This is a genomic window from Companilactobacillus futsaii JCM 17355 (assembly GCF_001435505.1).
GTDB lineage: Bacteria > Bacillota > Bacilli > Lactobacillales > Lactobacillaceae > Companilactobacillus > Companilactobacillus futsaii.
On record NZ_AZDO01000028.1, the window covers coordinates 12,734 to 27,684 of the forward strand.

Below are 14,951 nucleotides of genomic sequence, written 5' to 3' on the forward strand. Positions count from 1 at the left end.
AAAAAAGTCGCCCATGTTTTGGACGGCTTTTTGTTTTGAACTTATTTATTTTGATTGTGTTCCTTTAGATAATCACGAGCCCATGCTAAGTATTTTTCATCTTCAGCAGCATCTTGTGATGTCAAAATTTCGGGACCATTTTCTGTAATTGCTAAAGTATGTTCGTATTGAGCTGACCATGAACCATCAGCACTAGCATAGTAGATCCAATCATCGTTAGGATCTTTCAAAGAACGATCGACGATTTCCAAAGTACCTTCATTAATCATAGGTTCAATCGTAATAGTCATTCCATTCTTCAAACGCAATCCACGACCAGGTTCACCATAGTGCAAAACATCAGGTTCTTCATGCATTGTAGGTCCAATTCCATGTCCACATAATTCACGTACATCCCCATAACCATGCTCATCTTCTGTGTAATGTTGAATAGCATAGCCAATATCACCCAGACGATTGCCAGCAATACTTTGAGCAATTCCTAAATACAATGACTTCTTAGTAACTTCCATCAAGTCAGATGTTTCTTGAGTGACTGATCCGACAGCGTAACTCCAACATGAATCACTTTCGTAACCCTTATAGTTAACTGTCATATCGACTTTTACGATGTCGCCTTCTTGTAAAATCAAATCCTTACGTGGTGTACCATGAGCAACTTCATCATTGACATCAACACAAGTAGCGTATTTATAGCCTTCAAAACCTTTTTCTGAAGGTGTAGCACCATGGCTAACGATATAGTCATTAGCAAATTCTTCAATAGAATAAGCTGAGATACCTGGTTTGATAATGTCACGAAGTCCCAAATGTACTCCTGCCAAAATCTTACCAGATTCACGCATTCCTTCTATTTCTCGTTGTGATTTTAATGTAATCATCTAATATCCCCCAATTTTTAACCTTTATGATATTTCTTATGAAAATCGGTACTAGCTAACGTAATTTTAATTGTCTGAGCAGTAGTTTTAGGAATTCCCAAATCAGTCAACTGCTCAACTGTAGCTTCCTTCATCTTCTTGACTGAACCAAATTTTTTCAATAACTTTGTTCTCGTCTTTGGCCCAACACCTTGAATCTTATCAAGCTGTGATGATAAAGCATTTTTACTACGTGTTTTGCGATGAAAAGTAATTGCAAAGCGGTGGACCTCATCTTGAATCCTCTGCAACAAATAAAAGCCCTGACTCTTTCGATCCAGTGGTACCTCAACACCATTTTCACCGACGATCAGATGTGACGTATTGTGGTGATCATCTTTGACCATTCCGGCTACTGGAATATCGATTCCTAATTCATTGACCAAAACATCCATAACAGCACGCAATTCAATGATACCACCATCCATTAAAATTAAATCCGGTAATGGGTGATTTTCTTTTATCAAGCGTGAATAACGTCGATAAATAACTTCACGAGTATTAGCTGCTTCATCAGCGCCAGATTGTTGTTCAACCTCGCCCTTTATTTTATATTTACGATAGCCGCTCTTTTCTGGACGACCATCTTTAAACATGACCATTGCTGAAACTGGACTAGTTCCTTGAATATGAGAGTGGTCAAATGATTCTATAATATGACCGTACGGCAGATCCAAGGCTTCAAAAATTTGTTTTTGGGCACCATAAGTTTGACGATTATCAAGTTCCATCAAACGAAATTTTTCTTGTAAGACTAATTTAGAATTTTCAGCCGCCATATCCATTAAATCTTTCTTTTGACCACGTTGTGGCGTTCTAAAAGGAATATTTAAAACTTGTGACAAGGTATCTTTATCCAAATTATCAGGTACTAAAATTTCTTTCGGTAAAACTTGATTACGACGGTTATAAAATTGCAAAATAAACGTCGATAATTCTTCTTCCGGTGTATTGATGCAAGCAAAAATTTTTTTCTCACGTTTCATCAGTCGAGCTTGACGAATAAAGAAGATTTGGATTGAAATCCAACCCTTTTCAACGTAGTAGTTAAAAATATCTCTCGGCGTACTATCGTTTGAAATAATCTTTTGTTTTTCAACCGTCGTTTCGATGTACTTGATTTGATCACGCAACTCTGCTGCACGTTCAAATTCCATCTTTTCGGCAGCCTGTGACATTCTTTCTTCCAATTGATGTTTAACTTCACCAACGTTGCCGCCTAAAAACTTTTTGATTTTTTCGATCTGTGCAGCATATTCAGACTTAGGAACAGTTTTGAAGCAGGCACCTAAACATTGTCCCATATGATAGTACAAACACGGACGTCCAAGATTTCCCTGACATCTTCTTAGTGGATAAACTTTTTGCAAGAAATTCAATGTATTGGAAGCTGCCCAAACGTTAGGATATGGCCCAAAATAATAAGCGCCATCTTTTTTTATTAAACCGGTAATTTCCATTTTAGGATCACGTTCATTAGTGATTTTAATGTATGGATAGCCAGTACCACGCTTCAATTTAATATTGTAATAAGGTTGATGTTTTTGGATCAACGTTATTTCTAGTAAAAAGGCTTCTTTATCATTAGAAGTAATAATAGTTTCAAAATCTCTAATTTCTGAGACTAATCGTGCCGTTTTACCTTCATGCGAACTCTTAAAATATGAACGAACACGATTTCTTAAATTCTTAGCCTTACCAACGTAAATAATCTTGGAATTGATATCTTTCATTAAATAACAACCCGGACGTGGTGGCAAAAGACTTAATTTATGTTCAAGATATTCAGTTGCCAATGAAAATATCCCTCCCTTTTAATACTAGACTTATTTAATCTTAATTTAATCTAAATAATTGTCAAATTTACTGCCGCATTCATAATACAAGCAAATAATTTGAAAATATATATTTTAGGTATATAATGAATTGCGTAAAATAGATTTGTATAAAATTAATTAAGAAGGTATTCAAGATGACACAAAAATATATTGCTAAGATTGTTCCTTTAAACGCTGACTTTATTGGTACTAAAGCTCATGGTCAAGCTGAATTTACTGAGGACGAAAACAACTTGCACATTAAGATTGAAATGTTTGATACTCCTGCCAACACCCAACATTGGGAACATTTCCATGGTTTCCCAGATGGTAAAGATGCTCAAATCGCTACAATGGAACAAGACGTTAACCATGATAACTTAGTTGATTTGCCTGAAACTGAAGTAGTCTCTGGTACGACAATGGTTCCTTTTGATAATGCACCAGAAGATATGAACATCCCTAATGACAATTATCCAACTTCAGATGCTAGTGGTCATTTTGCTTATGAAAAGGATGTTCCTTTAGATGCATTGAAGAAACAATTTAAAGAAGTATTTGGAACAGACGATTTGGAACTAGATAAGCGTGTCATTTATGTTCATGGTGTTCCTCAAGATCTTAAGTTGCCTGTCTCAGTAGCCGGAGAAGTTGGCGATTATGATGCTCATGTTACTTTGCCAATCGCTACTGGAAAGATTGAAAAAGCTTAGGTAGATATTTGTTATTTACTCAAAAAGGTTTTATAATATATATAATTATAAAGAAACCTGAAAGGGGCTGATACCGATGGGCCTAACAGTGAAACGTGAAAGTGATTTTGGCAGTTTATTTGATAAGTTTGCCTCTCTTCCCGATGATGTAAAAGAAAACGTAAAACGCGTAGATTCTGCAGATAAAAAATCTTCAAAAGAAAAGAATCTAAAAGATAAAAAATAAGTTTCTCTTGTTTAATGTTGCTTTTCGTAAGCGACTGCCATTTATTTTACTATTTCTTTAACGAGAATCCTTTTGATAAAAAAATGACCTAGAACATTAACTTCTAGGCCTTTTTATTTACTCAAATTTTTTGTTATCAAAACGAATATCTACATCAGTTGCTTCTTGTCTTAAATCAATTAGTTCCTGATACATCAAATATTCAAAATAAGCGTCTGATACGCCATTGAATAACGCCATAATTTATCCCCTTTATATTCTTGATTGAATAAAATCAGCGGAAATAACTGGTCGTTGAACAGTTCGCCCTTTGTCATTGATATAATTATCAGTTGTCAAAACGCGACCGTAAAATTTAATAGGATCATTTTCCTGTAAACTAACGTTGCCCCGTTCAAAGTTGGATAGATTGTATTTCAATTTGATAGTCTTCGACTCATCATTCCCGTCTAAAGCAATTAATAAGTATTTATGTTCCATGTCAAGATCCTTGATATGACCCTTTTGATGAATCTTAGTTCCATAATAGAGACTTGTATTGGAATAAAGATTATCAAAAGAGACATATGAGTAATTTTTACGTTTGTTTGCAAATTCATCAGCAGTGATTTGTTTTGATTTATCAACTAGATTGATTTTTGTTTCCATAATACTTCCTGATATTTTATCTTTTGATGAAATCAAAAAAATTGCCAACAAAGCAAACAGGCATAAAACTGTGATCAAGAGCCTGGTCGGTAAATTTCTTATCATTTAATTCCCCCAATAATCCAAAGATAGCAAAGGTCTAGACAAATTACAATTGATTTAGACCAATTAATTATTTAAATATTTTCATATAAATGAACCAATAAAAAATACTCCTAAATCTGTATTTAGGAATATTTTTTTAGACATTAATAGTTTCAACTTTAATTATATTGGAATTCATCGACAAGCCTTCGACGATATCAACATAGTCAAGGTTCTTTCCAAAATCGATTGAATAGACATTCGTATAAACCTTATCATCATCCCGTTTGTAGACACTAAAACGGACTCCTTCGACAGTGATATCATTCTTTTTAAAATAATCATCGATAAATTTTTTGGTTTCTACTTTGTGCAAATACTCAACTTTAAGTTTTCGAACTGGACTGATCCGAATAATTTTTTTCAAGAAACCTAAAACTGCATAAACGACTAAAAATCCGGCGATAGCAATAATATAGTCTCCCATACCAACGGCTAGTCCAATACAGGCTACGACCCATAAACTAGCAGCAGTTGTCAAACCTCTGATTGAATGATGTTCAACGATAATCGTTCCAGCACCTAAGAAACCAATTCCACTAACTACTTGAGCAATCAATCTGGCATCATCAGCTCTTAGGACACCCTTTACTTCAGGATATTGCCGAGCCATTTCCAAAGCATTAAAACCAATGTTTTGTTGAATCATCGCAATTATACAAGCACCTAGACAGACTAAAATATGAGTCCTTAACCCAGCCGGGCGATGTTTATAAGCACGATCAATACCAATTATTCCAGCAAATAAAACTGAAACCAATAATCTTGTGATAACTGTAAGAACACTTAATTGACTAATCAAATAACCCCTCCGATGTTCTCCAGATTCAAAGCTATTAACTATTTTCAAATAATTTAAATATTATTTCCTTTGTGGATGCACTTTTTAGTGTAACAATGAAATCTTTTCTTAGCAATAGGCGAACGATTGTTGACATATATGGAACGTGTTCATAATTTGCTTCTGGGTCAGGTCCTAACAGAGCTAAAACGATATCAGTTGATTTTTGATCATCCCAAATTATCGGTTGATGCAACTTTAGAATGAACATTTTTAACTCAGTGATTGATTCATCTTGAACATGTGGCATAACGATTCCATTGCCTAAAACCGTTGATGCTTCAGCTTCTCTCATTAATAATTTTCCGTAAACAGCTTCAGAATCGACCTTACCATTTGATTTTTTAGCAAAATTGGCCAAATACTTCAAAACCTTTTCTTTCGTATCAGCTTCAACATCTAAAACAATGTTATCCTCATTTAAAATTTTTGAAAGATCCATCATTTGGTCAATTTGCTTTTGATTTGGAACGTTACTATCACGTGCTACTACTACAATAGTTTTCTTAGGTTTATTATCTTTTTTAGCTGATTTTCCAGTAAAAAAATCACCAATCTTTTTCCAAAAGGCCATTCACTCATCCCCCATCGAATAATTGCTTTATATTTATCATACAATTATTTTTAAGTTGTCGCTTTCATTTAACTAAAAAACCACTAATCCGAATAGAATTAGTGGCCTTAATTATTTAAATAATTTAAGAATTTCTTCTTTAGTTTGTGCCTTTCTCAACGACTCAATAAATTCATCATGCATGAGTAATTTTGAAGTGCTTGATAAGTATTCCAAATGATTACTACCATTGTCTTCATCAGGTATTAGGAATGAAATTATGATGTCAACTGGTTTATTGTCAAATGTCTTCCATTCAACAGGTTTCCTTAACTTAGCAATTAACATAGCTGATCCTTTAATCGATTTATCTTGAGCATGTGGAATAGCAATTCCTTTTTCCATACCGGTAGAATTTTCTGCTTCACGAGCTAAATATTTCTTATAAACAGCTTTTGAATCTGTTGAATATCCTAATTTCTCTGAAAAATCAGATAAATATTGTAAGAGTTCATCTCTTGATGAAACGTCAACATTTAATGCAATATTATTTTTATTAAGAATTTCTCCTAAATCGTTATTTGATTCTTCTTTTGTTGGTTCTGATTCTTCACTACCAACATTAATATTACCAACAGGAGTAGCTACAACGTTATTCTTTTGGCTTTGACGTCCTGCAATAATAGATAACAAGAATCCTGACACTAATGCTCCAATAACAATCCAAAGAACCCACAAGAATGGTTTATTAACTAATGGTAAAACAATGAATCCACCATGAGGAGCTGGAACAGAGATTTTAGTTACATAAGATAAGATTGCAGCAATAGCTGAACCAACCATGAATGACGGAATATTCAATAGTGGATTCTTAGCTGCAAATGGAATCGCACCTTCAGTAATGTGCGTTGAACCTAACAAGAAGTTAACATAACCAGCACTACGTTCCTTTGCGGTATAAGCCTTTTTATTGAATAGAACAGCAAAACCAGTAGCTAGTGGTGGAGCAATACAAGCAGCTGAAACTCCAGCCATAAAGAAGTAATTACCTTGCGCAAGAAGAGCTGTACCTGTTAAATAAGCAGCTTTATTAATTGGGCCACCCATATCAGCAGCACACATAATTCCAACAATTAATCCCAAAAGAATAGGACTTGAATTTTCCATACTCTTTAGAAAAGCCATCATACCAGTATTAAGATCTTTCATTGGAACTGATCCATACCACATAATGGTCCCAGAAATTAAAACACCTAAAACAGGGAAAATGAAAATAGATTTTAATCCATCTAGTGATTTTGGTAAGGATTTGAATAATTTCGTTAATAATACGGCAACATATCCGGCTAAGAAACCACCAACGATACCACCTAAGAAACCTGTACCATTAGTATAAGCTATCATACCAGTAACAAATCCGATAATTAAACCCGTTCTTTTACCAATTGCTTCAGCAATATAAGCACATAATACTGGTACCATTAGATTCATAGCAAAACCACCGATTGTATTTAATAAGGCAGCAATTGCATTGTACTGAGCACTTTTAGGGTCAGCTGAATTGATACCCCAGAAAAATGATACAGCTGTCAAAACACCACCGGCAACAACTAATGGTAGCATATGTGAAACACCATTCATTAAATAAACGTACAACTTATGCCAAAATGATCCTGTTAATTCTGATTCTTCTGAACTACTTGCCTTAGAACTGCCGGTACTATGATAAATAGGAACATTGTTATCGTTTAAAATTTTTTCAATTAGTTCGTCCGGTTCTTTCATACCTTTAGTGACTGAAACATTGATCAAACGTTTACCATCAAATCTATCAATGTCAACATCTTTATCAGCTGCGATGATGACTCCTTTAGCCTGATCAATTTCTGATTGACTAAAAGCATGTTCTACCCCAGATTGTCCATGTGTTTCAACTTTTATCGAAATGCCACGTTTCTTAGCAGCTTCTTCTAAAGCTTCTTGAGCCATATATGTATGGGCAATTCCAGTAGGACATCCCGTAGCTGCAATAACTTCATATTTTGCCATATCTACCCCTCCATTTGTTTAATATTAATTTGTTCTATTAATTCATCTACATCACTAAAATCAGTTAACCCAGAACTTGCGGCTGTTGAGCTGGCTGCAGCAATACTTCTCCTCAAGTTATCTTCTGCACTTAAGTTCTGCTCAATTCCTGCTAAGAATGTTCCTAGCATTGTATCGCCAGAGCAAGCTGTATTAACAACTTTTATTTTAGGAGCATTACCAAAAAGAACCTTATCTTTATTTATTAACAAAGCTCCTTTGCTACCTAAAGATAGCAAAATATTTTTGGCACCCTTTTCAATTAATTTCTTCGAATGAGCAATTAATGTTGAAATATTGTTGTTTTGTTCATCATCAAACCACGATAAAAGTTCTTCATCATTTGGTTTCAATAGATATGGATGATAACTAATTGTTTGAATAACATCTGGATAACTTGTATCTATCACCAAATTAAATTTTTGCTTTTGAGCCATTTTAGCGATTTCAATGATAATATTGGGTGGAACTCCTTTAGAAAAACTACCAGAGACAACTAATTTATCATCTTTTTTTAATTTAGAAACTTTTTCAAGAAAATTATTTACTTTTTCTTTATTTACTTCAGGTCCATTATTAACCTGTTTGTATTCAGTATCAGTATCAATAACTCGTGTAAAAACATTGATTCGAGAAATTCCATCTATATGTGTAAAATCTGTTTTTATACCTTTATTTCTCAATGATTCTTCAATGAAATTGCTGGTAAAACCGCCACCGATTCCTAAAGCAGTATTATCAATACCTAGATGCTTTAAAATAAAGGAAACATTTACACCTTTACCATTTGGCTGAATATCATAACTGTTAGTTCGATTAACAATTTCCGGTTTTAAATGCTCAGTTTCAATAAATAAATCGATTGCCGGATTTAATGTACAAGTATAAATCATTTGCAATCCCCCTCTTTACTTTCTAAATACATCTTACAATATGATATTATGTAAATGTTTTCATAATCAGGTATATTTACAAATATTAAGAAAATCTTTTACTAATTAGGGAGATTTTATGAAAAATAAATTAAGTTCATCAGAAAAATATCTTTGGGAATATATCCAAAACAATCTCGATGATATTCCCAACCTTTCCATAGTTAAATTAAGTGAAGATGCTAACGTTTCAACAGCGACCATCGTCCGGACTACGAAAAAAATGGGTTACTCTGGCTACACCGATTTTCGTCAACAATTAACATTCAAGAAAAAAGACACACAACAGTACAAAAACTTGGAAAAAGTGGATCATGACATCAAACAAGCCATTTTGAAAAATAAATACGAAGTTGATAATACTTTAAAAATGATAAATGTTGGGTCAATCGAAGATGCTATCCAAAAAATCAAAAAATCCTCCGACATTTATATCTTTGCCAGAGGATTTTCAGAATTTATTGCTCAAGAATTACTAGTAAAACTGCAGTTATTGGGTAAAAATTGTGTTTTGAGTACTGATCCTAATATCATTGTCACTATGAGCAAAAGAATCAGATGTGAAGACTTAGTTATCTTCATTACTTTAAACGGTGAAACTAAAGAATTAGTAACAGGTGCCAAGAATGCTTTTAATAACGGTGTTAGTACTCTAACCATCACTACCAACGAAGAAGGTTCCATAATCAAATACTCTGAAATGGTACTATTAGGTTTCAAGTCTCAAACTTCATACTTTCCTGATTACGAAGTCAGATCGAGACTGCCTCTTCAAGTAATCAGTCGCATTTTACTAGATTCCTATGTTATCAGAACGCAAAAAAGCCAATAGATTTCTCTATTGGTCCATTAATACCTTTAACCAAGCAGGCAAAACTTCAGCTAATTGTTGATAAGTCCGATCAAACTTATGATCATACCAGGGGTCTTCAATTATTTTGGTTTGTCCCAAGACTTCATAAGCTAAATGAATTTTATCTTTATCAGCAACTGGAGCCATATTTTTTAGATCAACAATATTTTGCTGATCCATTCCAATTATTATATCGGCCTCATCAAAATCTTGTCGGGAGATTTGTTGAGCACGATGGTTAATAATTGGAATTTTTTTATCTTTTAGTTCGGCAATTGCCCCAGGGTGTGGTGGATTACCGATTTCATAAGTGGATGTTGCCCGAGAAGAAACTGATATTTGGTCTAACAAATTCTTCTGCTCGATAAAATTTCTCATCATCATCTCTGCCATTGGTGAACGACAAATGTTACCTAAACAAACAAAAATGACTTTTTTCATCTAAATCAATCCCAATCTTTTCTTAACGTCTTCTAATTGAGCTTCCAAAACAGGATCTTTACGGCTTAAAACATCTAATGCACTAGCTTGTGGAGCTGAAGTTTTTGTTTCTTTTTTTACAGATTTCTTAGTAGTGGGCTTTTTATTATATTTTCTTACCCAAGCGGCAACTTGTTGATAAGAAATTTGATACTTTTCACCTGTAGCTTTGTAATTGTTATCATGTTCAATAGCATATTGCGCAATTTCTTTTTGTTGACTCTCATTGTAATTCATACTAAAAACTCCTAAACGGCTTATTACAAAAAATTATACCATACAAAATAACTCTATTATTGATGTAACAAAGTTTTAACAGTCAAATTCCTTAAAAAGGGCATAAAAAAATGGTAGCTCAGGGAGGAACCACCATTAAATCGACAATAGTTTTTAACCAATTATTATCATGAAATTATCAAGAAAGAGGAAATGTAGGATTTATCTCCTCTTCAATTAATATAATAACACACTCATTTTTAAATACAGGCTATTACAAAAAGTCGCCATATTTTTATAAATAACAGCTTAAAAAAAGACAGAAAGCCCACTAGAATGGCTTTCTGACAGCAAAATGGATTTATTTAAACATGTACTATCCCACAACTTTTAATCCATTTTATTTAAAAAAAGTGATAAAAATGTAATGAAAGCATAATAAAGCAGCTATATTGATGAGATATAACTTTTTTATTATATTGCATTACTATCACAAAGTCGACAATTAAATAGTTATAAAAACTATCTAAGGATTAATCCACCAATACCAATTGGTAAATACATTGTACCCTTATTGGACTATACCTGTACACCCTAAATTATTTATATTACATTATCTAGATATTTTTAAAGATGTGCATCAACTGTGCCAGTGTTTCATTTCCGACCATATTATGACGATAAACGAACAGGATATAAAATGGCGGTAATTGAATATCAGAAAGTTTGATTTCTTGAATGCCTGAGACCCCTTGAATAGCCGTCTCCGTAACAAAGCTGATTCCCTTATTTTCTTTAACCAAGCTGAGCATCAATCGATAGTCAGAAGTTTGAAATAAGGTATGTGGAGTAACATTATATCTTTCAATCATTCTTTGCAAAACTAAATTGTGGACTGAACCTTCATTTAAAGAAATAAAATCTTCTGCAAATAAATCTTCAATCGTTTTAACCTTGGAAACATCCCGATCAGCTGCAGCAATAAATTTAAAATGATGTTCCTTGATCAATTGATAATCCAAGTGATTTTCCTGTGGCAAAATTGTCGTTCCTAATAAGGAAAGATCAATTTCACCATTTTTTAATTTATCCAATAATTCCCCTGAACCATCGGCAATCGGAATAATTGAATTAAGTAAGTCAGCATCCCGTAATCGATCAAAAACCTTAGGAATAACGTAGTTAGTAATAATCGGTGGCCATCCCATTACGATTTTTTCACGCTTTATTCGTTCCATATCATCACTGATCAAATCATTTTCCAAAAGAATTCGATCAATATGCATTAATAATTGCCTCCCCGCATATGTTAATGATAAGGAATTAGCAAAACTTTTTCGTTTTACTAAAGAAAGTCCGTAAGTATCTTCCAACCTTTTTAGAGAATAAGTGATCGTCGGCTGACTGACACCAAAGAAACTAGCCGTATCAGAAAAGTTCTTTAATTCAGATAATTTTTTAAAATATTGATAATCTTTTAAGTTCATTTTTCCACCTATAAATTTTATTTATCAAAGTACACATATTTGACTATATTTTTTATCATGTATTATTATACATTCGAAAGTTAATTAAGAACACTAATTATTTAATATGCCAAGAAGGCATAAACTCTTATTCCAATATTAATAAAATTAATTTATATAATATGGTATGTATCGGGGTATTAAATATATTAATGTTTTAACTGTAGAAAAGTTAATTAGGAGGAATTTTTTTTATGAAATATGAAGGTTTAGATTTACTCAATAATCATTTCTTCAATAAAGGTACTGCCTTTACTAAAGAAGAAAGAAAAGAAAATCATATTGAAGGCTTACTTCCACCATTCGTTCAAACTTTGGACCAACAAGTAGAACAAGCTTATGAAAACTATTCAAAGAAGGCTACCTTCCTTGATAAGAGAATGTACTTGATGGACATTTTTAACGAAAACGTTACTTTGTTCTATAAGTTGTTCAGTGAACATGTTAATGAATTTATGCCAGTTGTTTATGATCCAACTATCGCTGACACAATCGAAAATTACAGTCACTTCTTCTTAGACCCACAAAACGCCGTTTACCTATCAATTGATGATCAAGACGAATTAGAAGCTTCATTAAAGAATGCTACTAAGGGTCGTGACATCAAACTTATCGTTGTAACTGACGGTGAAGGTATTCTTGGTATTGGTGACTGGGGTGTTCAAGGTGTTGACATCTCTGTTGGTAAATTGATGGTTTATACAGCTGCTGCTGGTGTTGATCCTAAGTCAGTTCTTCCAGTTGTTCTTGATGTTGGTACTAATAACAAAGAACTTCTTTCAGATGACCTTTACATGGGTAATCATCACCAACGTGTTACAGGTGACAAGTACTATGCATTCGTTGATAAATTCGTTCAAACTGCTGAAAACTTGTTCCCTAACATGTATCTTCACTTTGAAGACTTTGGTCGTAGCAATGCTGCTAATATTTTGAACAAGTACAAGGATGACATCTTGACATTCAATGATGATATCCAAGGTACAGGTATCATTACCTTAGCTGGTATCTTAGGTGCTTTGAACATTTCTAAGCAAAAGCTTACTGATCAAGTTTACCTATCATTTGGTGCTGGTACTGCTGGTGCTGGTATTACTAAGAGAATCTTTGACGCCATGGTTGAAGAAGGACTCTCTGAAGAAGAAGCTAAGAAACACTTCTACCTAGTTGACAAGCAAGGTCTATTGTTCGATGACACAGAAGGTCTTACACCTGAACAAAAACCATTCACAAGACAACGTAGTGAATTCGACAATGCTGATGAATTGACTAACTTGGAAGCTGTCGTTAAAGCAGTTCATCCAACGATCTTAGTTGGTACATCAACACAACCTGGTACATTTACAGAACCTATCATCAAGGAAATGGCTGCTCACACAGAACGTCCAATTATCTTCCCACTTTCAAACCCTACAAAACTTGCTGAAGCAAAGGCTGAAGATCTTTTGAAGTGGACTGATGGTAAAGCTCTTATCGCTACTGGTATTCCGGTTGATCCAATCGAATACAACGGTGTTACATACAACATTGGTCAAGCTAACAATGCTTTGGTTTACCCTGGTCTTGGTCTTGGTTCATTAGCTGTTAATGCTAAAGTTCTTTCAGACGGTATGATCAACAAAGCTGCTCACTCATTGGGTGGAATCGTTGATGCTACACAACCAGGTGCTGCTGTACTTCCTCCAGTTTCAAAACTAGACAAGTTCAGTATTACTGTTGCCGAAGGTGTCGCTCAACAAGCTATTGATGAAAAACTTACATCTGCTACTGATGCTAAGAAGGCTGTTGAAGACGCTAAGTGGGAACCTAAATATTAATATATAAATTTGTAAAATAAAGGGGAATTATTTTATGGCTGCATTTATCACTTCACTTGAAAGTGTCGCTGAAATCGTACTAGTTATCGCCCTAGGTTATTGGCTAAGAGGGTCAGGCCGTTTAGGTGATGAATTTAAAGGGAATATCTCATTCATTATTATGAAAATTGCCCTACCTGCTTCAATTTTCGTTTCTGTTCTTAAATATTTGAACCGAGACAAATTAGCTAGTCTTTCTGGTGGTTTGGTCTTCACCTTCGCCAGTTTCACTATAGGATACATTGTCGCATGGATCCTAACGAAAGTTTTCCGTATTAGAAAAGGCCGCCGTGGTACTTTCATTAACATGTTCGTTAATGCTAATACAATCTTCATTGGTTTACCTTTGAACATGGCTTTGTTTGGAGATAAGAGTTTACCTTACTTCCTTATCTACTATGTTATGAATACAATTTCAACTTGGGCTGTTGGTATCTTCTTCATCTCAAGTGATGATCCAAACGTTGAAAAGGGTGAAAAGAAAGATTTCAACTGGAAGAAATTACTTCCTGCCCCACTTGTTGGTTTCTTAGTTTCATTAGTATTCTTACTACTAGCAATTCCTGTTCCAGAATGGATCAATAAGACCTTAGACATGGTCGGTGGTATCGTTACACCTATGTCACTTATCTACATTGGTATTATCTTAGCCGATGCTGGTTTGAAATCTATCAAATTTGACCGTGATACGATCCTTGCCTTAGTTGGTAGATTTATCGTCGCTCCTGCTATCATGATCGGTATCATCCTTGTCGGTGGTTCAATGATCGGTTCAATGCCACAACTTGAAAGTAGCTCATTCATCATCCAATCAGCTGCTCCTGGTTTAGCCGTATTGCCTATCCTAGTTGATCAATCACACGGTGACGTCGACTACGCTACAAACTTGGTTACTACTTCAACCGTCTTGTTCGTAATCGTTGTGCCTATCTTGATGCAAATTGCAAACTTGATCTAATTGATCATTAATAATAATCCAAAAATCAAAAATTTATTGAAAACAATTCACATTCACACATTTAAAACAAAAAATCAGATCCTCCTCTAATAAATTTAAAAAAAGTCGTCAAACATTCTGCGGTTTTGAAGTGCAATAAAAAAGTTAGACATTTTTATAAGTTTTAAGAAATCATGGATT

16 protein-coding genes are annotated in these 14,951 nt (G+C 34.0%); 5 read left to right on the top strand and 11 right to left on the bottom strand.

Annotation, left to right across the window (positions count from 1 at the left end; translation table 11 throughout):
• Positions 1-41: 41 nt before the first annotated feature.
• Both map and uvrC read right to left on the bottom strand, forming a co-directional pair.
• The gene (map, locus tag FC88_RS03295) at positions 42-881 is read right to left on the bottom strand and encodes a type I methionyl aminopeptidase (protein ID WP_057812756.1); all 840 of its coding nucleotides are present in this window, start codon (positions 879-881) and stop codon (positions 42-44) included.
• 17 nt (positions 882-898) lie between these two features.
• Positions 899-2,716 (bottom strand): excinuclease ABC subunit UvrC, encoded by a 1,818-nt coding sequence (gene uvrC, locus FC88_RS03300; protein WP_057812758.1) that lies wholly within the window; start codon positions 2,714-2,716, stop codon positions 899-901.
• Between the two features lie 176 nt (positions 2,717-2,892).
• Here uvrC and FC88_RS03305 point away from each other — a divergent pair, with 176 nt between their 5' ends.
• Together FC88_RS03305 and FC88_RS12760 are read left to right on the top strand one after the other, a co-directional pair.
• Positions 2,893-3,450, top strand: coding sequence for a hypothetical protein (locus tag FC88_RS03305; protein WP_057812760.1), 558 nt, complete (start codon positions 2,893-2,895; stop codon positions 3,448-3,450).
• Positions 3,451-3,526: 76 nt separating this feature from the next.
• Positions 3,527-3,676, top strand: coding sequence for an SPJ_0845 family protein (locus tag FC88_RS12760; protein ID WP_157060411.1), 150 nt, complete (start codon positions 3,527-3,529; stop codon positions 3,674-3,676).
• Positions 3,677-3,793: 117 nt separating this feature from the next.
• Here FC88_RS12760 and FC88_RS13245 read toward each other — a convergent pair whose 3' ends face one another.
• From FC88_RS13245 to pfkB, 6 genes are all read right to left on the bottom strand, one after another.
• Positions 3,794-3,916 (bottom strand): hypothetical protein, encoded by a 123-nt coding sequence (locus tag FC88_RS13245; RefSeq protein ID WP_267490142.1) that lies wholly within the window; start codon positions 3,914-3,916, stop codon positions 3,794-3,796.
• 12 nt (positions 3,917-3,928) lie between these two features.
• Positions 3,929-4,429 carry a hypothetical protein gene (locus FC88_RS03310; protein ID WP_057812762.1) on the bottom strand — a complete coding sequence of 167 codons (501 nt, stop codon included), beginning with the start codon at positions 4,427-4,429 and terminating at the stop codon, positions 3,929-3,931.
• Between the two features lie 136 nt (positions 4,430-4,565).
• Positions 4,566-5,270, bottom strand: a complete 705-nt coding sequence (locus FC88_RS03315) for an MgtC/SapB family protein (RefSeq protein WP_057812763.1) — start codon at positions 5,268-5,270, stop codon at positions 4,566-4,568.
• A gap of 34 nt (positions 5,271-5,304) precedes the next feature.
• Positions 5,305-5,883, bottom strand: a complete 579-nt coding sequence (locus tag FC88_RS03320) for a PTS sugar transporter subunit IIA (protein WP_057812765.1) — start codon at positions 5,881-5,883, stop codon at positions 5,305-5,307.
• A 111-nt stretch (positions 5,884-5,994) separates the two neighbouring features.
• The gene (locus FC88_RS03325) at positions 5,995-7,911 is read right to left on the bottom strand and encodes a fructose-specific PTS transporter subunit EIIC (protein ID WP_057812767.1); all 1,917 of its coding nucleotides are present in this window, start codon (positions 7,909-7,911) and stop codon (positions 5,995-5,997) included.
• A 2-nt stretch (positions 7,912-7,913) separates the two neighbouring features.
• A complete protein-coding gene (gene pfkB / locus FC88_RS03330; protein ID WP_057812769.1) occupies positions 7,914-8,843 on the bottom strand; it encodes a 1-phosphofructokinase in 930 nt (309 codons plus the stop codon).
• Positions 8,844-8,961: 118 nt separating this feature from the next.
• Here pfkB and FC88_RS03335 point away from each other — a divergent pair, with 118 nt between their 5' ends.
• Positions 8,962-9,714 carry a MurR/RpiR family transcriptional regulator gene (locus FC88_RS03335; RefSeq protein ID WP_057812771.1) on the top strand — a complete coding sequence of 251 codons (753 nt, stop codon included), beginning with the start codon at positions 8,962-8,964 and terminating at the stop codon, positions 9,712-9,714.
• Positions 9,715-9,720: 6 nt separating this feature from the next.
• Here the strand turns inward: FC88_RS03335 and FC88_RS03340 are convergent, their stop codons facing one another.
• The 3 genes from FC88_RS03340 to FC88_RS03350 form a co-directional block, all read right to left on the bottom strand.
• Complete coding sequence (locus FC88_RS03340) at positions 9,721-10,176, bottom strand: low molecular weight protein-tyrosine-phosphatase (protein ID WP_057812773.1); 456 nt, start codon at positions 10,174-10,176, stop codon at positions 9,721-9,723.
• The gene (locus FC88_RS03345) at positions 10,177-10,452 is read right to left on the bottom strand and encodes a helix-turn-helix domain-containing protein (protein ID WP_057812775.1); all 276 of its coding nucleotides are present in this window, start codon (positions 10,450-10,452) and stop codon (positions 10,177-10,179) included. It lies immediately after the preceding gene.
• Between the two features lie 596 nt (positions 10,453-11,048).
• Positions 11,049-11,918 (bottom strand): LysR family transcriptional regulator, encoded by an 870-nt coding sequence (locus FC88_RS03350; protein ID WP_057812777.1) that lies wholly within the window; start codon positions 11,916-11,918, stop codon positions 11,049-11,051.
• A gap of 233 nt (positions 11,919-12,151) precedes the next feature.
• Between FC88_RS03350 and FC88_RS03355 the strand changes: the two genes are divergently transcribed.
• Both FC88_RS03355 and FC88_RS03360 read left to right on the top strand, forming a co-directional pair.
• Positions 12,152-13,774, top strand: coding sequence for a malolactic enzyme (locus FC88_RS03355; RefSeq protein ID WP_057812779.1), 1,623 nt, complete (start codon positions 12,152-12,154; stop codon positions 13,772-13,774).
• A gap of 34 nt (positions 13,775-13,808) precedes the next feature.
• Positions 13,809-14,771, top strand: coding sequence for an AEC family transporter (locus FC88_RS03360; RefSeq protein WP_057812781.1), 963 nt, complete (start codon positions 13,809-13,811; stop codon positions 14,769-14,771).
• The last annotated feature ends 180 nt before the right edge of the window (positions 14,772-14,951 follow it).